The 20,787-nt window shown below is 72.7% G+C and carries 18 protein-coding genes and 1 pseudogene; 9 read left to right on the forward strand and 10 right to left on the reverse strand.

The features are described 5' to 3' along the window. The 4 genes and pseudogenes from IE136_RS06840 to IE136_RS06855 all read right to left on the reverse strand — a co-directional run. Positions 1-796, reverse strand: a pseudogene (locus IE136_RS06840) (NHLP bacteriocin export ABC transporter permease/ATPase subunit); the annotation flags it as partial. Positions 797-896: 100 nt separating this feature from the next. After that, positions 897-3,233 carry an NHLP family bacteriocin export ABC transporter peptidase/permease/ATPase subunit gene (locus tag IE136_RS06845; RefSeq protein WP_373309017.1) on the reverse strand — a complete coding sequence of 779 codons (2,337 nt, stop codon included), beginning with the start codon at positions 3,231-3,233 and terminating at the stop codon, positions 897-899. Beyond that, a complete protein-coding gene (locus IE136_RS06850) occupies positions 3,230-4,033 on the reverse strand; it encodes a biotin/lipoyl-containing protein (protein ID WP_158992391.1) in 804 nt (267 codons plus the stop codon). Before IE136_RS06850 ends, IE136_RS06845 begins: the two co-directional genes overlap by 4 nt. A 149-nt stretch (positions 4,034-4,182) precedes the next feature. After that, positions 4,183-4,434 carry a hypothetical protein gene (locus tag IE136_RS06855; RefSeq protein ID WP_158992393.1) on the reverse strand — a complete coding sequence of 84 codons (252 nt, stop codon included), beginning with the start codon at positions 4,432-4,434 and terminating at the stop codon, positions 4,183-4,185. A 609-nt stretch (positions 4,435-5,043) separates the two neighbouring features. Here IE136_RS06855 and IE136_RS06860 point away from each other — a divergent pair. Then, on the forward strand, positions 5,044-6,168 hold the full coding sequence (locus IE136_RS06860) for a baeRF2 domain-containing protein (RefSeq protein WP_189599814.1): 1,125 nt from the start codon (positions 5,044-5,046) through the stop codon (positions 6,166-6,168). An 82-nt stretch (positions 6,169-6,250) separates the two neighbouring features. On the opposite strand, the gene IE136_RS06865 is transcribed toward IE136_RS06860, so the two are convergent. Continuing rightward, entirely contained in the window at positions 6,251-6,667 is a 417-nt protein-coding gene (locus tag IE136_RS06865) for a CBS domain-containing protein (RefSeq protein WP_158992395.1), read from the reverse strand. Between the two features lie 195 nt (positions 6,668-6,862). On the opposite strand from IE136_RS06865, the gene IE136_RS06870 reads away from it, so the two are divergent. Further along, positions 6,863-7,435, forward strand: a complete 573-nt coding sequence (locus IE136_RS06870; RefSeq protein WP_158992396.1) for an antibiotic biosynthesis monooxygenase — start codon at positions 6,863-6,865, stop codon at positions 7,433-7,435. 511 nt (positions 7,436-7,946) lie between these two features. Here IE136_RS06870 and IE136_RS06875 read toward each other — a convergent pair. Both IE136_RS06875 and IE136_RS06880 read right to left on the reverse strand, forming a co-directional pair. Then, positions 7,947-8,894 carry a ketopantoate reductase family protein gene (locus IE136_RS06875; protein WP_189599815.1) on the reverse strand — a complete coding sequence of 316 codons (948 nt, stop codon included), beginning with the start codon at positions 8,892-8,894 and terminating at the stop codon, positions 7,947-7,949. Then, the gene (locus IE136_RS06880; RefSeq protein ID WP_158992398.1) at positions 8,891-9,454 is read right to left on the reverse strand and encodes a winged helix-turn-helix transcriptional regulator; all 564 of its coding nucleotides are present in this window, start codon (positions 9,452-9,454) and stop codon (positions 8,891-8,893) included. The genes IE136_RS06875 and IE136_RS06880 overlap by 4 nt, the downstream gene beginning before the upstream one ends. A 76-nt stretch (positions 9,455-9,530) precedes the next feature. Between IE136_RS06880 and IE136_RS06885 the strand changes: the two genes are divergently transcribed. Continuing rightward, entirely contained in the window at positions 9,531-10,793 is a 1,263-nt protein-coding gene (locus IE136_RS06885; RefSeq protein ID WP_189599816.1) for an ROK family transcriptional regulator, read from the forward strand. A 364-nt stretch (positions 10,794-11,157) separates the two neighbouring features. Beyond that, positions 11,158-11,880: a CDP-alcohol phosphatidyltransferase family protein gene (locus IE136_RS06890; RefSeq protein WP_158992399.1), complete on the forward strand. Its 723-nt coding sequence runs from the start codon at positions 11,158-11,160 to the stop codon at positions 11,878-11,880. Here the strand turns inward: IE136_RS06890 and IE136_RS06895 are convergent. Continuing rightward, positions 11,861-12,340 (reverse strand): FAD synthase family protein, encoded by a 480-nt coding sequence (locus IE136_RS06895; protein WP_189599817.1) that lies wholly within the window; start codon positions 12,338-12,340, stop codon positions 11,861-11,863. The genes IE136_RS06890 and IE136_RS06895 overlap by 20 nt on opposite strands. Before the next feature lie 198 nt (positions 12,341-12,538). On the opposite strand from IE136_RS06895, the gene IE136_RS06900 reads away from it, so the two are divergent. The 3 genes from IE136_RS06900 to IE136_RS06910 are packed head-to-tail and all read left to right on the forward strand — an operon-like array spanning position 12,539 to position 16,727. Further along, positions 12,539-13,744 (forward strand): glycosyltransferase family 4 protein, encoded by a 1,206-nt coding sequence (locus IE136_RS06900; protein ID WP_189599818.1) that lies wholly within the window; start codon positions 12,539-12,541, stop codon positions 13,742-13,744. Next, complete coding sequence (locus IE136_RS06905; RefSeq protein ID WP_189599819.1) at positions 13,741-15,486, forward strand: lipopolysaccharide biosynthesis protein; 1,746 nt, start codon at positions 13,741-13,743, stop codon at positions 15,484-15,486. The genes IE136_RS06900 and IE136_RS06905 overlap by 4 nt, the downstream gene beginning before the upstream one ends. Next, positions 15,483-16,727, forward strand: a complete 1,245-nt coding sequence (locus tag IE136_RS06910) for an MATE family efflux transporter (RefSeq protein ID WP_189599820.1) — start codon at positions 15,483-15,485, stop codon at positions 16,725-16,727. Before IE136_RS06905 ends, IE136_RS06910 begins: the two co-directional genes overlap by 4 nt. Here the strand turns inward: IE136_RS06910 and IE136_RS06915 are convergent. Then, positions 16,700-18,211: a hypothetical protein gene (locus IE136_RS06915; RefSeq protein ID WP_229818680.1), complete on the reverse strand. Its 1,512-nt coding sequence runs from the start codon at positions 18,209-18,211 to the stop codon at positions 16,700-16,702. The two genes, IE136_RS06910 and IE136_RS06915, sit on opposite strands and share 28 nt — an antisense overlap. 161 nt (positions 18,212-18,372) lie before the next feature. Between IE136_RS06915 and IE136_RS06920 the strand changes: the two genes are divergently transcribed. Together IE136_RS06920 and IE136_RS06925 are read left to right on the forward strand one after the other, a co-directional pair. Further along, the gene (locus IE136_RS06920; RefSeq protein WP_158992404.1) at positions 18,373-18,909 is read left to right on the forward strand and encodes a WcaF family extracellular polysaccharide biosynthesis acetyltransferase; all 537 of its coding nucleotides are present in this window, start codon (positions 18,373-18,375) and stop codon (positions 18,907-18,909) included. A 5-nt stretch (positions 18,910-18,914) separates the two neighbouring features. Beyond that, a complete protein-coding gene (locus IE136_RS06925; protein WP_189600010.1) occupies positions 18,915-20,051 on the forward strand; it encodes a glycosyltransferase in 1,137 nt (378 codons plus the stop codon). On the opposite strand, the gene IE136_RS06930 is transcribed toward IE136_RS06925, so the two are convergent. Next, positions 20,030-20,740, reverse strand: coding sequence for a hypothetical protein (locus tag IE136_RS06930; RefSeq protein ID WP_229818681.1), 711 nt, complete (start codon positions 20,738-20,740; stop codon positions 20,030-20,032). The genes IE136_RS06925 and IE136_RS06930 overlap by 22 nt on opposite strands. Between the last annotated feature and the right edge of the window lie 47 nt (positions 20,741-20,787).

Consider the following 20,787-nt stretch of genomic DNA (forward strand, 5'->3'; position numbering starts at 1 on the left):
CCGCGCCGGTGCGGCCGATGGAGGCCAGCAGGGCCTGGTCCGCTTCGGTACGAGCGGTCCGGCCGGCCTCGGCACCGGCCGCCGCGCGGTCCTCGTGAGCGCGTTCGCGTTGCTCGACCCAGCGGCCCAGGGCGTCCAGCAGCCGGTACTGCTGCTCCACCATGGTCTGCCACATCGCCGGGTCCACGAGCAGGGTCCCGGCCGCCTCCGTCGCGTAGGCGGCGCCGTAGCGCACGCTGCCGGGGGCGACCTGGAGCCAGACGATGTCCTCGTCGGACCCGGCCTGCCCCGCGCCGGCGGCGCCGTGGCCTCCGTCGCCTCCGTCGAGGGGGGCCTCGTACAGCACGCGCAGGCCGCGGCCGATGCCGCGCGCGAAGGCGGCCTCCAAGGGGCTCACGTTCCCCTGGGCGGCACCGTACGTGCCCTCGTCGGCGTACCACTGGCCCTCGTACCACCGGCCGTCGTACCACTGCCCCTCGTGCCACTGTCCGGCGGAGCCCTGACCGTCGTACCACTGGCCGTGCTGTCCCTGAGGGACCAGTTCCCGCAGTTCGATGCGGCGCAGCAGGCAGCCCCGCGCCGGACGGCCGACGAGGGTGTGCCCGGCGCCCTCGACGGGGCCGAGGAGCAGGGCGCCCGCCTCCAGCCGGCCCAGGAAGTGCCAGTTCCCGAGCTGTGCGGCGTCGACGGCGAACAGGTCCAGCTCGCCGTGCACGACGAGCCACAGCACGGACGGGCCCTCCAGAGAGAGGCTGGACAGGCCCGTGCAGTCCACCGGCGATCCCAGTCCGCCCAAGGCCGCGACGACCGAGTCCGCGACGGCCGGGTCCTGGGGCGCGACGGCGGGGCCGGTGGCCGCGTGGACCGGGTACGAGGGCGTCGTCTCGGCGCTCACCTCAGTGCTCCTTGACCAGTTGGGCGTACGGGCCCCCCGCGGCCACCAGATACTCGTGCCGCCCGCGTTCGACGACCGCGCCCCTGTCGAGGACGAGGATCTCGTCGCTGTCCCGCACGGTGCTGAGCCGGTGGGCGATGACCACGCAGGCGCAGCCGCGACGTCGCAGGTTGTCGATGACGACCCGCTCGGTCACCGCGTCCAGGGCGCTGGTCACCTCGTCGAGCACCATGACGCTGGGGTCCCGCACGAGGGCCCGGGCGATCTCCAGACGCTGGCGCTGCCCGCCGGAGAAGTTCCGGCCGTCCTGCTCGACGCGGCTGTGGATGCCGCCGGGGCGGCGGGAGACCACATCGAGCACGGCCGCGTCCTCGAGCGCGGCGACGACGGCCTCGTCCGTGATGGACGGGTCCCACAGCGCCACGTTGTCGCGGACGGTGCCCTCGAAGAGGAAGACGTCCTGGTCGACGAAGGAGACGGAGGCGGCCAGCGCGCTGCGGGGGATGTCGTCGAGACGCATCCCGTCGATGCGGATGGTGCCCTCCCACGGGGCGTAGAGCCCGGCGATGAGCCGGGACACGGTGGACTTGCCGCTCCCGGAGCCACCCACGAGCGCGACCTGCTGCCCGGGGCCGACCGACAGCGAGAAGTCCTTGAGCAGCGGGGCGTCCAGCGGGCTGTAGCCGAAGGTGATGTGGTCCAGCTCCACATGGCCGGAGAGCCTGCGGGTGCCGGCGGCGGGCTCGCGGCGCGCATGGACCGGGTCGACGGGGAAGTTCTCCACGTCCTTGAGCCGTGCGACGTCGGCCGCGAAGTCCTGGATCCGTCCGGCGACGCCGTTGAGCCGGGTGATCGGCGCGGTGAAACTGGTCACCAGGGCCTGGAACGCGACGAGCAGACCGACGGTGAGATGCCCCTCCACGGCCCGCAGGCCGCCGATCATCAGGATCAGCGCGCTGTTGAGCGCGGCGAGGGTGGGGGCGACGATCGCCAGCCACGCGCTGGGCACGCCGAGCCGCTGCTGTACGTCGAGGGTGACCGCGTGCTGCCCGGCCCAGCGCCGGAAGAAGCCGTTCTCGCCACCGGTGGCCTTCATCGTCTCGATGAGCTGGAGACCGCTGTACGAGGTGTTCGTCAGCCGAGCGCTCTCCGCCCGCAGTTTCCGGGTGTCGGTGGCCCTCACCTGGATCACGATCCGCATCGCCACCACGTTGAGCAGTGCGACCAGTACGCCGAGGACGGCGAGCTGCGGGTCGTACGTCCATAGCAGCACGGCGTAGAGCACGACCACGACGGCGTCCACACCGGCGGCGGACAGGTCGCGGGCGAGGGTCTCGGCGACCGCGTCGTTGGACCGCAGCCGCTGGACCAGATCGGCCGGATTGCGCTGGGCGTAGAAGGTGACGGGAAGTCTGAGGAGGTGCCGGAGGAACCGGGCGCTGCCCAGGGTGGAGGAGATGACGCGCCCGCGCAGCAGATTGGTCTGCTGCAACGCCGTGAGCGTGGCGGTGAGCACCAGTGTCGTCGCCATGGCGGTGAAGAGCACGCCGAGCAGGGACGTCTGCCCGCCGATGAGGAACATGTCGATGTACGTGCGGCTCAGCGCCGGCACCGTCGCGCCGACGGCCACCAGGAGGAGGCTGGAGATCACGGCGGCGGCCATGGTGCCCGAAGTGCCGCGCAGGCGGGCGGGCATGGCGCCCAGGACGCTGGGTTTACGGCCGCTGCGCCGGAAGTCCGCGCCGGGCTCGAAGGTGAGCACGATGCCGGTGAAGCTGGTGTCGAACTCGTCCATGGGGACGAACCGGCGGCCCTTGCCCGGGTCGTTGACGTACACGCCCCGGCGGCCGAACCGGCGCCCCATGCCGTCGTAGACGACGTAGTGGTTGAACTCCCAGAACAGGATGGCCGGGGCGCTGACCTCGGCGAGCGCCGCCAGGTCCATCTGCATGCCCTTGGCCTGGAGGCCGTAACCACGGGCCGCCTTCAGGAGGTTGCTGGCCCTGGAGCCGTCGCGGGAGACGCCGCAGGCGATGCGCAGTTCTTCCAGGGGGACGAAGCGGCCGTAGTGGCCGAGCACCATGGCGAGCGCGGCGGCGCCGCACTCCACCGCCTCCATCTGGAGCACGGTGGGGGTGCGGACGGTACGGGGCCTGCGGCCTGGTGGAACGGGGCGGCGGGCCCGGGGCGCGGGGCGGCGGCGCCGGCTGCCGGCGGGCGGGACGCGGCGGGCCGCCGCCCGGGAGGGGGCGGGGGCGTCGGGCTGGGCGGGCTCCGCGGAAGGGGCAGGGGCCGGGAGGGGGGCGTGGGTCCGGGCGGGTTCGTGGGGGGCGGTCACGGGAGCAGCCAGTCGACGGGGCGTTGTGCGGAGAGGTGGACGGCGCCGGTGACCGGCGTACCGGAGTCGACGGCGTGCGGGGGTCCGTCCGCGGAGGACCACGCGTAGCCGGACTTCGTGGTGGAGCGCTCCAGGGTCACGAGCACCGCGACCGGATTGCCCTGCCGGGAGAACTGTGCGGCGAGCCCGCTGTCGCCGAGGAAGCCGGCGATCTGTGCCTCCGTCTGGTACGCGCGGCCCACGGCCTTCACCCGGCCGCGCAGCACACCGAACCGGTTCCGGGGCACGGACTGGACGGTCAGGTCGACCGCGGCGCCGACCGGTACGGTCGACGCGCTGCCGCCCGGCACGTACAACACGGCCATCAGGGGGGCGTCGGGGCGCGTCACGCGCTCGACGGTGGCCACGTCCGCGCCGGTTCTGACGACCGCGCCCATCCTGGCGAACAGGGTGGTCACCCGGCCGCCCGCCACCGCGCGCACGGGCCGGTCGCCCTGCTCGGTGCGGACCGTGAGGAGAGGCGCACCGGCGGCCACGTGCCGGCCCTCCTCGACGAGGACGTCGGTCACCTGTCCGGCGACCGGGCTCTGCAACAGATAGCTTCCTTCGGCGTGGGTCAGGACGCCGGGGGTGCTCAGCTTGGAGGACACCGTGCCGGTGAAGCCCCAGTAACTCGCCGCGACCATGACGACGATCGTGACGGCCAGCACGAGACGGCCCTGCGGGCGCGCGAAGCGCACGGGCACGTCGAGTTCTTCGGGAGACTGCAGCTTGGAAAGTGCCTTTTGGCGGAACTGCACGGACTATTCCTTCTGCTGCGTCAGCTGCGTGAGCCGCGTGAGCTGATCAACTGCATGAGCCGCATGAGTCGCATTCACTGAGTTCGGGCACGGGCGTGACCATGAACCCCGGAGCTGGGAATGCTCCGGGGTTCATGGTCGTATTCCACTCAGAGACCGGCGATACCGGCGACGGCGGAGGTGTTCACCGAAACGCCGGTGATGCCCGAGGCCAGGCCGGGGACGCCGGCGGCGAGGCCCTCGACGCCCTGGACGGTCTGGAGGGAGCCGACGGCGCCCAGGACGGTGGTGACATCGCTGGTCGCGGCGCCGGCGAGACCGCCGGAGACGCTGACGAGACCGCCGGAAACGGCGTCCAGCTCGGCGTCGGCGATCTCACGGGTCTCGAGGTTGTCACGCATGATGCGCACCCTTCATGTGTTTGGGGGGAGGGGGAATCCATTCCTGCGACGGTCCGGCGGCCGTCGGGCCCGAAATCGGCCGCTGTTCTCTCGACCGTCGCAGTGCGCAAGATCAAAGCATGCGAACGGGTGACCCGGCTAATTCGGTTGACGCGTCTTCGCGGGCGAATGTGTGCCTCGGATGACCGGTCGACGGTTAATTTCACCGGATGGTGACAGCTTCTCCTCAAGACCGAGTAACACTTACGACGAGTCGGTCGCGTGCGGGGTGGATAACCGGACGTACCGGTACGGGAGGGGCGGGGTCGACGGCCGGAGTCGAGGAAAGGCGGAGGAGGGCGGTCCGCGTTGCCCGCACAATGTGCAGGTTTTCGGCAGATGCGGTGCCGTGACGGGGAGTGGTCGTGGGGGCGCGGGGTGCGCGGTGGGCTGCCGTGTCAGGGGAGGGGCGCACGGGTAGCCGCCCTCTGCGAGGGCCGGCTCACGCATGGGCACCCCGCCCTACGGTCCCCGCCCACGAGCCCCACCCCGGGCACCTGGGACGGGGCCGGCCCCGCGAAACCGGCACCCGGCGCGCACGGGCGGACACTCCTTCTCCTGGAGGAAGCCGTGAAGCTGCAGTTCCTCGCCCCGCTCTACGAGCACCCGGGACCCGTCGCCTCCGTCTACCTCGACACCTCCCAGGATCCGGGTGACCCGGCCAGGGCCATCGACCTGCGTCGGCACCGGCTGCGGCGCGGTCTGCTCGCGCACGACGCCGACGAGCCGACCGTCGAGGCCGTCGACGAGGCGATGGACATGGACAGCGAGGTCGCCGGACGCCACGGCCGGGCGATCTTCGCCGCCGAAGGGCGCGTCCTGCTGTCCGAGCGCCTGCCCGAACCGCCCGCCCGGGACAGCGCTCGGTACGGAATGCTGCCCGACGCGCTGCCCCTCGCCCTTCAGCACGCACCGGACATCCCGTACGTGGCCGTCGTCCTCCGCCGGACGCACGGGCATCGGGAACACGTCCCCGGCGGGGAGTCGGGCGGGACCGAGGATGAACTGGAACTGACGTACGAGCCCGGCAGGTGGCCGGCGAGTCGCGTCGTCTCCGGGCACCGGTCACACCGCCGTATGCCGGTGCACGAGTGGCCGAAGGAGGCGGGCCGGCTCCTCACCCGGCTGACGGACGGTGTGAGCGCCGAGCGCCCCGAGACGATCGTGCTCTGCGGTGACCCCTGGGCGGTCAACACCCTGATGGCGTATGCCCCGCACCACCCGTTCGTTCACTTCGTCAAGCTCAGGGACGGTCACGGGCGGCGTCATCCGGAGCCCGGCCGCGCGCTGCTGGAGGAGGAGCTCGGCGTCCTGTTCGCCGACCGGCTGTCCGAGCACGACAGGACGCAGGTCGAGGCCTATCTCGGCCGCCGCGCTCGTGACGTCGACGATGCCGAAGGGCTCGCGGCCACGGTCTCCGCCCTCCAGCGTGGACAGGCCCGCACGCTGATCCTCAACGCGCCGGTGGACCTCTCCCACCCGCTGTGGGTCGGCACCGCGCCCACCCATCTCGCGCTCTCCGGCGCGGACCTGAACGCGTTCGGACTGGCCGACTACTGGGAGGAACGGGCCGCCGGCGCCGCCTTGATCCGTGCGGCCGTGGGCACGCACGCCGAATTGATCGTCGTACGCCGGGACCAGCTGGAACTGGAGGACGGCCTGGCGGTCCTGGTGCGGTACACGGCCACGGCGTAGCTCCCCGGCATACGGCGTCGGGCCCGCGGCGCTCCTCGCCGCAGGCCCGACCAGAGATCGGCCCTCGCTCGCCGGCGCCCGGTCAGTCGGAGGACAGCGACTCGAGCAGATCGCCGACCTGGGGATCGGGCACAGCCCGTGCCACGTCGGCCTGGGCGACGATCCCGACCAGGGTGTGGCCGTCGATGACGGGCAGCCGGCGGACCTTGTGCTCGCTCATGGTGCGCAGGACCTCGGTGACGTCGTCGTCCGCGCCGATCGTGACGACCTCGCCCTGGGCGAGATCGCCGACCTGACAGTCGGCAGGGTCCTTGCCCTCGCCGAGAACCTTCACGACGATGTCGCGGTCGGTCAGCATGCCCTTGAGCTTCTCGTCCGGGCCGCAGATCGGCAGCGCTCCGACGCCCAGCTCGGTCATCTTCTTCGCGGCGTCGAGGACGGTCTCGTTCCAGCGGACGCACGTGGCGTCCGGCGTCATGATGTCGCGTGCGGTGGTCATGAGATCTCCCTGCTCCTTCTCGGCATGGCTCGTTCTCGGCATGTGGGGGTCGCCCTGACGGGCGCGTGCCCGGTCTTGCGCCGGACAATCCACCGCGAACGGAGCATGTCCGAGACGGGGGCGCAGAAGGCGCGGCGCGGAGGCGGCCGCGTACAGTGGGCTGCGGCGCGGCGTGATCATGAGGAGAACGAGTTCGTGACTGCGGTGAGCCTTGAGCATGCCACCGTCCCCGCCGATTCCGGTGAGGTGACGCTGCTGATCGCCCGTCGGGTGGAGCCAGGCCATGAAGCCGCCTTCGAGCGGTGGGCGAAGGGCATCCTCGACAGCGCGGCGAGATTCCCGGGCCATCTCGGCTACGGGCTCTTCCGCTCCTCCGGCGGTGACGCCCCCTGGTTCCTCGTCCATCGCTTCCGCGACGCGGCGGCCTGCCGGGCCTGGCAGGAGTCGCCGGAGCGGGCCGCGTGGTTCGCCGACTGCGAGGGGCATCACCACACCGAGATCGCGCGGCGTGAACTGACCGGAATGGAGACCTGGTTCGCCGAGCCGGGCTCGACACGACCGGCGCCCCCGCGCTGGAAGATGGCGATCAGCGCGACCCTGGCGATCTATCCCATCTCGCTCCTCGGCGGCTACGTCCTGGTGCCGCGGCTGACCGCGCTGCCGCTGGTGCTCAGCAGCGCGGTCATGGCGTGCGTCTTCAACGTCCTGATGACGTACGTGGCGATGCCGGCTGTCAGCAGGGTGCTGAGGGGATGGCTCCGCGGCTGACCAAGACGCCATCTCATGTGGCTGGTCTGCGGGTGCGGGCGATGCTGGTGCAGGCGAGGAAGTGGTCGGCCCTGCGTTCGTAGCGGCTCAGATGTCCAACGACGTCGCCTATCCCGTCTTCCGTACCCCCGACCCCGTACTCGCCCTGCGCACCGCGCGCCGTCTCATGGAGTTCGGCCGCTGCGAGTATTCCGCCGTCTCGGCTTTCGCAGAGCTTTCCTCCGTCGCCGAGGTCCGGCGGGCAACACCCATACCCGCGAGCTCGACGAGCCCGCCGACGACCACACCGTCCTCGTCCACGTCCGCAGCGTCAACATCGACGCCCGCCAGAGAAGAGAGCCGTACGCCCACTGGCTCGCCGCACAGGTGGGACTCACGGTCATCGGACCCGCACAACGGTGCTGAAGGCCGCCCGCCGGCCCTCGGCCGCACAGCCGACGGCGCAGCCGCTGGAACGACGACGTCGTCCGCTGGAGGCCGGACCTCCCAACGGCTGGGACGACGCCGACGTCTAAGGGCGCCCGGACGGGGCGGCGGACGCGACCCTGATCCGCTCCTCGTGGACACGCAGGTGCAGGGTGGCCAGGTCCAGGAGGGGTGTGGCCACCGACAGGGCCCGCGCACGGTTCACCAGGTCTCCGAAGAGGTGCTCGACCTCGGTGGGCCGCCCGGCCACGAGGTCGCGGTAGAGGGAGGGGACCATCGAGGAGCCGGCCGCGGTCACGATGCCGAGCGTCGCGGCCCGTTCGGACTCCGGTAGGGGACGGCCCGCCGCGGCGGCGACCGCCGCCGCCTCCGCCAGGACCGCGGGGCCCAGCTCTGTACCGCCCGGAACGGCGTTGACCTCGCCCACCGTTCCGCGCATCAGGCTGGTCACCGCGCCGAAGGTCGTGATGAAGACCCACTTGTGCCACATCGCGGTGATCACGTCGGCGGGGACCAGGACGTCGATCCCAGCCCCGGCCAGGACGTCCCGGATCTTCTCCACCCGGGGGGAGGAGGATCCGTCCTGTTCGCCGATCGTGAGATGGGCGAGCGGCGCGAGGCGGACGATGTCGCCCTCGTCGCTGAGGGTGGTGACCACCTTGGCGACCCCGCCGAGGACCCGGGCGGCGCCGAAGCGGGCGTTGAGGGCGTCCATGTGGGCGAGGCCGTTGAGCAGCGGCACGATCGCCGTGTCGGGACCGACGGCCGGGGCGATGTCCTCGATCGCCTGCTCCAGCGCGGTGGACTTCACCGAGAGGAGGACGAGGTCGTACGGCGTGGTCAGCGCGTCGGCCGTGACCAGCCCGGGCTCCAGGGACCACTCCTCTCCCCGGCCGGTGAGGCGCAGGCCGCGTTCCCGCAGCACGGCGGCGCGGTGCGGACGGACCAGGAAGGTGACGTCCTGTCCGGAGCGGGCGAGCAGAGCACCGAAGTAGCCTCCGGTGGCTCCGGCGCCGACGACCAGGATCTTCATGGGTGCGAACCTCTCTCGGAGCGTGGGGTGCGGGACGGGTCGAGCAGGGGCTGGAGCAGGCGGTGCGGGCGGGCGAGCGCCCGCGTCACCGGGTCGTCGTCCTCGGCCGCCGCGGCGAGCCCGGGGCCGGGGGTGACCAGGATGTCGCCGACGACGACCGGTGCTCCGCAGCCGGTACACCGGCCGTCGTCGGCGAGCGGGGCGTCGTCGGTGGCGTGGCGGAAGACCCGGCGCGGGCCGCTCCCCACGCCGTAGAACGCGTCGCCCCAGGCGGTGAGCGCGCGGACGGCCGGCCAGAGCGCGATCCCCTTCGGCGTCAGGACGTAGACGTCACGGCGCCCGGTGTCCGGTTTGCGCTCCAGGACTCCGGCCTCGGTCAGGGTGGTGAGCCGGTCGGTGAGGACGGCCCGCGGGAGGCGGAGATGCGCGGCGAACTCGCCGAAGCGCCGCACCCCGCAGAAGGCGTCCCGCACGATCAGCAGCGTCCAGCGCTCGCCGATGATCTCCATCGAGCGGGCGAGGGCACAGGTCTGGCCGCTGTAGTCGCGCGGAAGTGGCATGGCCCAGACAATAGCCCAGAGAGTTCGGTGATTGAACTGTCGGCTGGGGAGGCAGGGGGATTAGGCTCGGCGCACGATGAAGAAGACTCCGCGGACCGGGGGAGCGCACCCCGTGGAACCCAAGGCCGACAAGGCGAGCGTGCGGCAGCACAACCTCAGCCTCGTCCTGCGGACGGTCCACGAGGCCGGTGAGACGACACGGGCGTCGGTCGCGGCGCGCGTCGGGCTGACCCGGGCCGCCGTCTCCTCGCTCGTCGAACAGCTCCTGGAGCGCGGCCTCCTGGTCGAGTCGGGCAAGACCTTCAGCGGGCAGGCGGGCCGGCCGGGAACGGTGCTCAAGGCGGCCGACACGGGTCCGGCCGGCCTCGGGGTCGAGATCAACGTCGACTACGTCTCCGTGTGCGTCGTCGATCTGGCGGGCGCCGACCGCGTCCGCGTCACCGAGCCGCTCGACAACCGCACGGCCGGGGCGGCGAAGGTCCTGGAACGGGCCGCCCGGGTCGCGGCGCGCGTCCTCGGGAGCGCGGCCGCCCGTGATCTGCACCCCGCGGGCGTACGGCTCGCCCTGCCCGGCCTGGTCTCCGCCGGGACCGTCCACCAGGCCCCCAACCTCGGCTGGAACCGGGTCGAGGCCGACCGGCTGTTCGCCGCGGCGCTCGGGGGGTTGTGGCCGGGGCGGCCGGGGACGCCGGAGCTGCCGGTCGCCTCGGACAACGAGGCGAACGTGGCGGCGCTCGCGGAGCTGTGGTTCGGCGGGCTGGGGGAGGTGCGGAGCTTCCTCCACCTCACGGGCGAGATCGGCGTCGGCGGCGCGATCGTCGTGAACGGACAACTCCTGCGCGGCGCCCACGGGTTCGCTGGAGAGATCGGTCACCTGGCCGTCGACGGGAACGGGCCCCTGTGCCGCTGCGGCTCGCACGGCTGCCTGGAGCAGTACGCGGGACAGTCGGCGCTCCTTCGGGCGGCGGGGCTCGAGGACGGCGCGGGGGCGACCACCGGGGCGTCCGGGGTCGAGGAGCTGGCGCGCCGCGCGGACGCGGGGGAGGCGCGGGCGGTGGCGGCGGTGGAGGAGGCCGGGCGCAGACTCGGGCTCGCGCTCTCGGGAGCGGTGAACCTGCTCGATCCGGAGGTCGTCGTCCTGGGCGGCATCTACCCTCGCCTGATGCCCCGTCTGGGCCCGGCGGTGGACATGGAACTGGCCCGCCGCGTCGTCTCCGGCCTCTGGACCCCCGCTGCCGGCCGCCTCCGCTCCGCCTCCGCCTCCGCGGACGCGGCCCGCGGCGCGGCAGCCGTCGTCATCCGCGAGGTCCTCGCGGACCCCCTCGCGTACACCGGCTGACGGACCCGCCCGGCGCCGCCCGCGCCCGGCCCGCCCCCCTCCACTCTCATCCCACCCCTCCACTCTCGCTCTCGCTCTCACGGGGGCCTTGTCCGGCCATCACCGCCCGCGCCTTGCTTTGCGCCCAGGTTCCTCACCTACCTCCGGCGCGAGCTGCGCCTTCGCAGAAAGACGGCGCCCGTCGTCGCCTCGGGGCTCACGCTCGGGATCGCGTCGGTCATCGTCATCAACTCCGCCCGGTCGACGCCGTCGAGGCGTAGACCGCCCATCGCGCCCCTGGTGCTGGAATGATGTCCGCCATCACGTACGGCGGTACGGCGACGTGACGACCGGATGGCGTACGCATCATGACCCGGGGGGGTTCGTGGAAACGATCGGGACCGCGCTGAACGAGCTGAGATCCGCACAGAAGTCCGCGAAGGGAGTCTCGCTCTACACGCGCCACGTCAACCGACCGGTGGGCAGGTACCTCGCTGCCGGATCGTTCACACTGGGCCTGACACCCAATCAAGTCACACTCACCAGCGCCGTTTTCAGCTTCGCCGGAGTCGCCGCCATGGCGCTCGGGACCCCGTCCTGGACGCTGGGACTCCTCGTCTGGCTCGGCCTCGCGGTCGGTTACGCCTTCGACTCCGCAGACGGGCAGCTCGCCCGTCTGCGGGGCGGCGGCAGCCCGGCCGGAGAGTGGCTCGACCATGTCGTGGACTGCGCCAAGATCACCGCCCTCCACCTCGCCGTGCTGATCGCCTTCTACCGGCACCCGGAACACTTCGGCACCGCCACGGACACCTGGCTGCTCGTCCCCCTCGGCTTCCAAATCGCCGCCGTCGTCACCTTCTTCGGCGGACTGCTGACCGAGAAGCTCAAGCCCCGCCCGGCCCCCGGCATGCCTGCCCCCGCGCCCTCCGCCCTGCGCGCGGTGGCCCTGCTCCCCGTCGACCACGGGGGCTTCTGCCTGGTGTTCCTGCTGCTGGGCGGCGGCGCCGTCTTCCGCTGGGCCTACACGGTGCTCGGCGCCGTCGCCGTCGTCTTCCTCGTCGCCTTTCTCGCCAAATGGTTCCGTGAACTCAAGCCGGCCCGTCGCTGAGGCCGCCCACACCGGCCGCCGGGGCGTCCTGCGACAGAATGTCGAGGACGCGCCCGAGCTGCGTGCTGGATGTGCGAACGGTGTACGGGAAGTAGACGATCTCCACACCCACCTCGGAGAGATCCCGCTCCAGCTTGTCCCCCTTGGGCGTACCACGCCAGTCGTCGCCCTTGAACAGCACGTCGAAACGGACCTGCCTCCAGGTCTCCACCCGGTCCGGGATGGTCTCCACGAACGCCGCGTCGACGTACTTCACGTTGCGCACGATCTCCAGACGCTCGACCAGCGGGAACACCGGCCGGCGTCCCGTGGCGAGCTCTGCCGTCTCGTCCGACACCACACCCGCCACGAGGCAGTCGCACTGACTGCGCGCGTGCCGAAGGATGTTGAGGTGCCCTATGTGGAACAGGTCGTAGGTCCCCGGTGCGTAGCCGACGCGGTACGGCCTTCCTGCGGTCATGTGCCAAACCCCCCAGGTGCGTTCGCGCTCCCCAGCGCGAAGGAGTTTCGACGATAGCGTGCACGTTCCGTCGAGAGAGGGTGAACGACTAGGGTGAAGGACGGTTCACGTACGGGGGAGAGGGGCGCTCGCGTGGGGGAAGTGGCGGCAGGCGGGGAAAGCGGCGAAGACACGCCGGTCACACGGCGGCGCTTACTGATGGTGTCCACCAACTACGCGCCGGAACACGCCGGAATCGGCCCGTACGCCACCCAGATCGCGGAACACTGGGCGAGCCGGGGACACGAGACCCATGTCCTCGCCGGCATGCCCCACTACCCCTCCTGGTCCCTCGACCCCGCCTACGCGGGAGTCTGGCGCCGCACCGAGGAGCGCAACGGTGTCGTCGTCCACCGCAGACGCCACACCGTCCCGCCCCGCCAAACCGCCCTGAGACGAGCCACGTTCGAGGCGAGTGTGCTCGCCCACGGGCTGCTCGCCCCGCCCGCCATGGCCCGGCCGCACGCCGTCCTCGCCCAGATGCCCAGCCTGGCCGGCGGCATCATCGGCGCCCGGCTCGCCGCCCGTTGGCGCGTCCCGTACGTGCCCGTCGTCCAGGACCTGATGGGCGCCGCCGCCGCGCAGAGCGGTATCCGCGGCGGCGACCGGGCCGCGGCGCTCGCCGCCCGGGCCGAGTCCCACGCCCTGCGCGGGGCCACACTCGTCGGCGTCATCCACGAGACCTTCGTCGACAAGGTCGCCGCCCTGGGCGTCGACCCCGGCCGCATACGCCTCGTCCCCAACTGGTCGCACGTCTCCGGCCCTTCGGCCTCTCGGGCCGCCACCCGCGAGCGGCTCGGCTGGGGCGAGGACGAGACCGTCGTCCTCCACTCCGGCAACATGGGCCTCAAGCAGGGGCTCGAGGTCCTGGTCGAGGCCGCCCGACGGGACCCGAAGACCCGGATCGTGCTCCTCGGCGACGGCAACCAGCGCGCCCACCTCGCCGAACTCGGCGCGGGCATCGCCAACCTGCACTTCATGGAGCCGGTCGGCGACGACGAGTTCCCGGACGTCCTCGCCGCGGCGGACGTCCTCGCCGTCACCCAGCGCGCCTCGGTCCTCGACATGAGCGTCCCGTCCAAACTGACCTCGTACTTCGCCGCCGGACGGCCCGTGGTCGCCTCCGTGGCCGCCGAGGGAGGGACCGCCCTCGAAGTGCTCCGCTCCGGCGCCGGCGTCCTCGTTCCGCCGGAAGACCCCGACGCCCTGCTCGCCCAGGTCCGTAGACTCGGAGACGATCCGGGCGCCGCCGCCGCGCTCGGCGCCCAGGGGCCCCGGCACGTCGAGGCCCACCTGACCCGGGCGGCCGGACTCGCCCGGATCGACGCACTGATCGACGAGGCTCTGGGGGGTCCGGGCACGTGACGCACACGCACGTCAACGCGGTGGAGGACGACGAACCGGAGCTCCTGCGGGACCAGTTCCGTCAGCTCCTGCGCTACCGCACGATCATCGGCGCCGGCATCGGGATCGGCCTGCTCGGCGGTGTCTGGTTCGGGGTGTCCAACGCCGACACGTACGTCGCCACCAGCCAGGTCGTGCTCCGTGCCCCCGTCAACGACCCCTTCAACCCGAGCATTTCGCAGGACAAGACCCTCAACATGGGGTCCGAACGGCAGACCGCGCTCAGCAGCAGCGTCGCCGAGCGGGCCGCGCAGAAGCTCGGCTGGACCGGCACCCTCGGCAAGCTGCAGAAGGACCTGCAGGTCACCAACCCGCCCCAGAGCCAGGTCCTCCAGTTCACCTACACCGCCGACACGCCCCAGGCGGCCGCCGACCGGGCCAACGCGGTCACGCGGGCCTACCTCGACCTGCGCCAGAAGCAGTGGACCGACCTGCGCGCCACCATGCTCGCGGGACAGCAGAAGCAGCTCGACGAGGTCGCCAAGAAGCACGACGAGAAGACCAAGGAACTCGACCGGATGCCCGACGGGGCGGCCCGCGACGCCGAGTACGGCGTCAAGACCAACCTGCTCAACCGGATCAACGAACTCGACGCCCGGATCAGCCAGCTCAAGGCGCTCGACATGTCACCGGGCACGATCATCCGCACCGCGAGCGCCCCCGGCTACTCCGACGGCCCCGGTCTGCCCATGAGCCTCGGCCTCGGGGCGCTCGTCGGCGTGGCGCTCGGCCTGCTCGCCGCCTGGGTCCGGCTCGTGTTCGACCCCGCGCCGCGCTCCGCGGGCGACGTCGCCCGCGCGGTGCGCGCCCCTGTCCTCGGCACCCTGCCGCGCGGAGCCACCGACGTGCTGCTCGCGGACGAGCACACGGACGCCCGGATCGCCGAGGAGTACCGCTCCGTCGCCTTCCGGCTCGCCTACGACCAGCGGTTCGCCGACCGCCGACGGCTCCTCGTCGTCGCCCCGCGCGGCTCCAACGACGCCGCCGTCGCCGTCGCCTCCCACCTCGCCGCCTCCTTCGCCGAGACCGGCAAGGACGTGCTGCTCGTCGAGGCCGACCTGCGGGACCCCACGCTCGCCGGCCGGCTGCGCGCCCACGCCGCCGCCGCGCCCCGGTGGAGCAGTCCGGCGGAGACGGAGGAGGGCGGCTGGCCCACCCGGCGCCGGCTCACCGTCGACGCGGGCGAATCCGGCTCCTTCGGCCTGGTGCCGGGCGAGCGGGTACGGAACGTGGCGCGCGCCCTGACCGCCCCCAGGGTCACCCGGATGATCGCGGAGGCCGACTCGCCCAACTCCACCGTCGTCGTCCTCGCCCCGCCGGTCCTCAACTACGCGGACGCCCTCGCGCTCGTCGACCGGGTCGACGGCGTGCTGATCGTCTGCGACCCGCGCGGTGTCCACCGCACCGACCTCCAACGCATCCGGGAACTCATCGCGGGCGCCGGCGGCACGGTCCTCGGCGCCGTCGTGCACACCCCGGGCGGGCGCCGCGCCGCCAAGCGGTCCGCCGCCACACGCTCCATCGGCCGGCGCGGATCGGGTGACGGCCGAAGCCGCCTGCCCGCCCAAGCGGACGCCGACTCCGAGGAGTTCGCCGCCGAGCCGGAGCAGATCATCCTGGGCGACGGCTCCGACACCGTCGCACTGCGCTCGCTGCGCGCCGAAAACCTCCGCACCGGTGACATCCGCGCGGGCGATCGGTGAGACGTGCCGTCACGGTCGCCGCCTCGGTCCTCGACCAGGCGGCGGCCAGCCTCACCAACATCGCCGTCCTGGTGATCGCGGCGAGGACGTCCAGCGCGGAAGGCTTCGCCGCCTTCTCGATGGTGTACATCACCTTCACCGTGCTCCTCGGCCTCAACATGGCCTTCGTCGGGCAGGCCGTCGTCCTGGAGAGGGGCGAGGACGACCGGGTCGGGGCCGCAGCCCGATCCGCCGTCACGTTCACCGCCGCGGCCTCGGCGCTCGCCGCGCTCCCCCTGCTCGTGGCGGGCGCCCTCGTCGATGGCGCCGGCGGCCCCGCCTTCCTCGCCCTCGGCGCGGTCCTGCCGGTCGTCCTCGTCCAGGACGGACTGCGCTACAGCTTCTCCGCGCTGCGGCAGCCGCACCGGGCCCTGGCCGCCGACACGCTCCGCCTCGTCTGCGCCGTACCCGCCCTCCTGCTCCAGCCGTACGGCACCTCACCGGCCCGCCTCGTCCTCGTCTGGGGCCTGTCCGCGCTGCCCGCAGTCCTCCTCGGGCTCGCCCTGCTGCGGCCCTTCGTCAGAAACCGGCCCGGCGAGCCCCGCCGCCACCTGCGCAAGGGCCATCTGGGCCGCCGCTTCGTCGTCGAGTATGCCGTCGGCAGCGCCTCCAGCCAGCTCGCCGTCCTCGGGATCGGACTCTTCGCCAGCCCGCTCGCCGTCGGCGCGCTGCGCGGGGCCTCCACCCTCTTCGGGCCGCTGGGCGTCCTGCTCACCTCCGTCAACGCCTTCGCCCCACCGCTGTTCGGCCGGTCCGGCTCCCGCCGCGCGACCGTACGCGCCGCCGCCGCGCTCGGCGCCGTCCTCGCCCTCCTGGCACTCGCCTGGGGCACCCTGCTCTTCGCTCTTCCCGAGCGCGTCGGCCGCCAACTCCTCGGCGACACCTGGCAGTCCGCCGCCGACCTGCTGCCGGCCACCGGCAGCCAGTACGCGGTGATGGCGCTCGGCACCTGCGCTCTGGTCACGCTGCGGGTCCTCAGCCCCCGCGCCACCCTCTCCGTGCAGGTCGTCTTCTCCCTGCTCGCGGTCGCCCTGATGATCGGCGGATACCTCCTCGCAGGCACCGCCGGCGCGGCCTGGGGCCTCGCGGCCGGTTCGGCGCTGAAGGCCGTCGCGGCCTGGACACGCGTCGCGCGGACCCGCCCGGAGCCCGCCGCCGGGCAGGAGGACGGCCGTCAGCGCAGTGCCGCGCCCTTGTCCTGACGCCAGGTGGTGACGAGCGCGACGCAGATCAGCGCGATCGCCACCCGGCCCGACGCCTGCAGCAGCGGGCCGCGCAGCAGGATGAAGGAGTAGCCCGCCACCAGCGGCACCACCAGCGAGATGAGACTGCCCGGCGGCGCCCTGCGGGTGCCCCGCCGGGCGAACCTCCGGTCCACGCGCGCGGCGGCGTACCCCATGCCCGTCATCCCGGCGGCCATCCCCACCGCGCCGAAGTCGATCCACAGCTCGGCCCAGATCGGCGAGGACAGATTGGTGTTGACCGTCCCCATCCACTGGCCGACCATCACCCCCGTGTCACGCGGCTTGCCCGGCCACACCGAACGGGGCACCGCGAAGAGCACGGACCCGGCCAGCTGTCGGCCGTACCGGTGGCGGCTGCCCGAGTCCACGAGCGTGATCGTGTTCGCGAACATGCCGACCTGGTCGTAGTCCTTGAGCGCCAGCGGCTCCAGCACCGACGTCGTCTCGACCGGGCGGTAGTTCTTCTCGTCGTACCGGAAGCGGTCGGAGAACGGGAAGACGATCAGCGCCATCACCACCCCCAGGCTCAACGCCGACCGGTACATCGCGGCGCTCACCGGGAAGACGGTGAACAGCAGCGAGAACATCACCGTCAGGAACCAGTACCGCGGGTTCGAGATCGGGTTGTTGACCACGCAGTTGAGCAGCACCAGACCCAGGAACACCGCGATCACCATCGGGCGGCGCCGGGCGCGCCGCGAGGTGACCAGCCAGCGGCAGTACACGAGCAGCGCGAAGAGCGCGGGGACCGTGCCGAAGCCGCGCAGGAACGCCTGCCCGGCCTGCGAGTCGGCCTTCGAGAGGCCCGCCTCCTCGATCCCGGCGATGATCTCCTGACGGCTGGAGAAGAAGACCGCGGGCCCGCCCAGCTTGACGACGAACAGACCGCTGCACGCGAAGGCGAGCAGGACCAGTAGATAGAGTCTGCGCCGGTGGACCAGCGCCGGGCGTTCCTCGGCACGGTCAGAGCCGCCCGGCCGGCCCCGGGCCAGCAGCGACCCCAGGTCGAACGCGGCGCAGCCCACGAGGACCAGTGCCACCGCCGCCGTCAGATCGGAACGTGGCCCCACCACCGGCGTCGGCACCCGCCCCAGGACGGCCTGGGCGAGCGGCGCCACACCCATCGCCATGTAGCAGAACAGCCAGAACGAGCCCTGGAGCAGCTTGCGGCGGCTGGTGAGGATCATCGCCGAGAGCCGGGCTCCGGCGTACATGGTGAGCGCGATCTGGAGGTAGTACGCGGCGTCCCGCACGCCCGCGCCCGGCTGGGCCGCGACCACGAGCGGCAGGAACACGGTGAAGCCCAGGACCAGCGGGATCGACAGGGCGCGTGAGAGCAGGGTGCGCGGGGATACGGGAGGCGCGAGCAGCAGGGGCGCGGGAGCGGCGGGACCCGGTCGCGGCTCCGGCCGCGTCGCCGTACCGCGTACATCGGTCGTCATCGCGCCCCCTGGAATCCGCGGAGTCCCGGCCCCCTGGAGGTCACGGCCCCCGCCCCCGGAACGTCACTTCGCGGCAGTCTACCGACGCCCTCCTGTCGCTTCGCGTCAACCGCTAGTCTGAACGCCTCGGCGCCAGGGGAGGCGCCGATGGGGGTGAACTCATGCGGAATCTCCCGGCCTTCACGCTGGCCGGCTACGACAAGGGCCGCGGCAAGATCGTGCAGGCCCTCTGGTTCGCGGTGATGAACACGGTCTTCATGGCCTGGTTCTGCCCGGCCCGGCTGCGGGTCGCACTGCTGCGGGCCTTCGGCGCGACGATAGGCGACGGCGTGCTCGTACGGCACCGGGTCAGGATCCTGTGGCCGTGGAAACTGACCGTCGGCGACCACACCTGGATCGGCGAGGGCGCCTGGCTGCTCAACCTGGAGCCCATCACGCTCGGCGCCCATGTCTGCGTCTCCCAGGAGGCGTTGCTCTGCACCGGCAGCCACGACCACCGGGCCGCCGACTTCCGCTACCGCAACGCGCCGATCACCGTCGAGGACGGCGCCTGGATCGCCACCCGCGCCACCGTCCTCGCCGGCGTCACCGTCGGCCGTCACGCGGTCCTCGCCGCCGGCACCACCCTTCACAAGGACCTGCCCGAACTGACCCTGCACACGGCCGACGGCCGCCGACCGGTCCCGGTGCCCGCGTGAGCGGCCTGCGCGTCCTGCACGCGGTGACCCTGCACAGCCCCACCCACGCCTTCGGCGGACCGGTCAGGGTCGCGCTCAACCTCTGCCGGGGACTGGCCGAACGAGGCCACCGGGCGCGCCTGGTCGCCCTCGGCGACGGCTTCGGCGCCCAAGGGCTGCCCACCGAGGTCGACGGCGTGCCCGCCCGCCTCTACCAGGCGCGCTCGATCCTGCCGCTGGGCTTCAGCGGTATCACCTCACCCACGCTCCTCGCGCGGGCCAGCGCCCTGGTCAAGGACGCCGACGTGGTCCACGTCCACCTCGCCCGCGACCTGGTGACGCTGCCCCTCGCGCTCGCCGCGCTGCGGGCCGGCCGGCCGCTCGTGCTCCAGACGCACGGCATGGTCGACCCGAGCGAGAAGGCGCTCGCCCGGGTCCTGGACGCCGTCGCCGTACGCCGCGTCCTGAGGGGTGCCTCCGCCGTGCTGTATCTGACGGGCCGCGAACGCAGGGACCTGGACGCGGTGCTGGGCACCGAGCTGTCCCACGCGGTACGGCTGGTCAACGGCGTGCCCGCGCAGGAACCGCGGCCCGCGCCCTCCGGCCCGCCCCGCATCCTCTACGCGGCCCGCCTCCAGGCCCGCAAACGGCCCACCGACTTCGTCGCGGCCGTCCCGGAGATCCTTCGCCACCATCCCGAGGCCCGGTTCGTGCTCGCCGGCCCCGACGAGGGCGAGCGGGCCGCCGTGGAGGCGCTCGTCGCCGCACTCGGCGTCGGCGACAGGGTGAGCCTGCCGGGGCCGCTGTCCTCCGAGCGGATGCTGGAGGAGCTGCGCCGGGCGCACGTGTACGTGCTGCCGTCGGTCGACGAGCCGTTCCCCATGTCCGTCCTGGAGTCGCTGTCGGTCGGCACCCCGGCCGTCGTCACCACCTCCAACGGGCTGGCCCAGGACATCGAGCGGGCCGGCGCGGGACGGGTGGTCACGGACGCCGTGGGCATCGCCCCGGCCGTGTCCGCCCTCCTGGACCCGGGGGCGAACGGCAGCGCCTCCGCGGCGGCCCGAAAGCTGGCCACGGAGGCGTTCTCGATGGAGGCCGTCCTCGACACCCTGCTGAGGGTGTACGCGGACGCGCGTGAGGGTCAGGCCGGCAGCCAGGCGTAGCAGGACGTCGAGACGAACTCCACCGTCCCTGCCGGGACGGTGGCCTTCACCGGCCCCTGGGCGCCGGTCGACGGTCCCGAGGCGAGCAGCTTTCCGCCGCTGCCCAGCGCCCGCCAGGTGCACGACGGGTCGGTGGTGAGCGCGCGGTACGTGCCCGGCGCAGGCCGTGCGGTCGTACCGTCGGGGTGGCCCGTACGCGCTGTCGCGAGCAGCGGCTTCTGCGCGGGGCAGAGATGGTTCACGGCGGCCTCGGCGTCCGGGATGTCCCCGGCGACGAGGGCGCCGACGGCCGCGTCCCTGTCCCGCTTCGCGGTGCGTTCGAGACGCTGGCAGGACTCCTGGCCGTTCTGCAGCACGGCGGCCGGGTCCATGCTCTTCGGGACGCGCCCGCTCAGATATGCCTTCTGGTCCTTGGTGAACGAGCCGGTGACCGGCTTGAGTTCGGCGTCCGGCACCACTGGCCCTCTTGACGCCGACGCGGACGGGGCCGGGCCGGTGGGCGCCACCTCGGTCTGGCGGTCGGGCACGACCGCCGAACGCGAGGGACCGGCCGCGTTCGACCGGTCGGCGGCGCTGTCACCGTCGCCGTCGCCGTTCGAGGAACAGGCGGAGAGGGTGAGCAGTGCGGCGAGCGCGGCCGCCGCCGTGGCCACGGCGGCCGGGCGACGCCGGTGAAGGGGACGACGCATGAGGAGACTCCCGTGGTACGTCGGAGGCGGGGCCCGGATGCCGGGCC

The sequence above is a fragment of the Streptomyces lateritius genome, from assembly GCF_014649715.1.
Lineage (GTDB): Bacteria > Actinomycetota > Actinomycetes > Streptomycetales > Streptomycetaceae > Streptomyces > Streptomyces lateritius.

What these genes read in the sequence shown, in the direction of transcription:
- IE136_RS06920 (WP_158992404.1), top strand. Translation starts at nt 18,373, where the DNA reads ATGCGGAATCTCCCGGCCTTCACGCTGGCCGGCTACGACAAGGGCCGC.
- IE136_RS06930 (WP_229818681.1), bottom strand. Translation starts at nt 20,740, where the DNA reads ATGCGTCGTCCCCTTCACCGGCGTCGCCCGGCCGCCGTGGCCACGGCG.
- IE136_RS06900 (WP_189599818.1), top strand. Translation starts at nt 12,539, where the DNA reads ATGGTGTCCACCAACTACGCGCCGGAACACGCCGGAATCGGCCCGTAC.
- IE136_RS06855 (WP_158992393.1), bottom strand. Translation starts at nt 4,434, where the DNA reads ATGCGTGACAACCTCGAGACCCGTGAGATCGCCGACGCCGAGCTGGAC.
- IE136_RS06885 (WP_189599816.1), top strand. Translation starts at nt 9,531, where the DNA reads ATGAAGAAGACTCCGCGGACCGGGGGAGCGCACCCCGTGGAACCCAAG.
- IE136_RS06875 (WP_189599815.1), bottom strand. Translation starts at nt 8,894, where the DNA reads ATGAAGATCCTGGTCGTCGGCGCCGGAGCCACCGGAGGCTACTTCGGT.
- IE136_RS06895 (WP_189599817.1), bottom strand. Translation starts at nt 12,340, where the DNA reads ATGACCGCAGGAAGGCCGTACCGCGTCGGCTACGCACCGGGGACCTAC.
- IE136_RS06865 (WP_158992395.1), bottom strand. Translation starts at nt 6,667, where the DNA reads ATGACCACCGCACGCGACATCATGACGCCGGACGCCACGTGCGTCCGC.
- IE136_RS06915 (WP_229818680.1), bottom strand. Translation starts at nt 18,211, where the DNA reads ATGACGACCGATGTACGCGGTACGGCGACGCGGCCGGAGCCGCGACCG.
- IE136_RS06880 (WP_158992398.1), bottom strand. Translation starts at nt 9,454, where the DNA reads ATGCCACTTCCGCGCGACTACAGCGGCCAGACCTGTGCCCTCGCCCGC.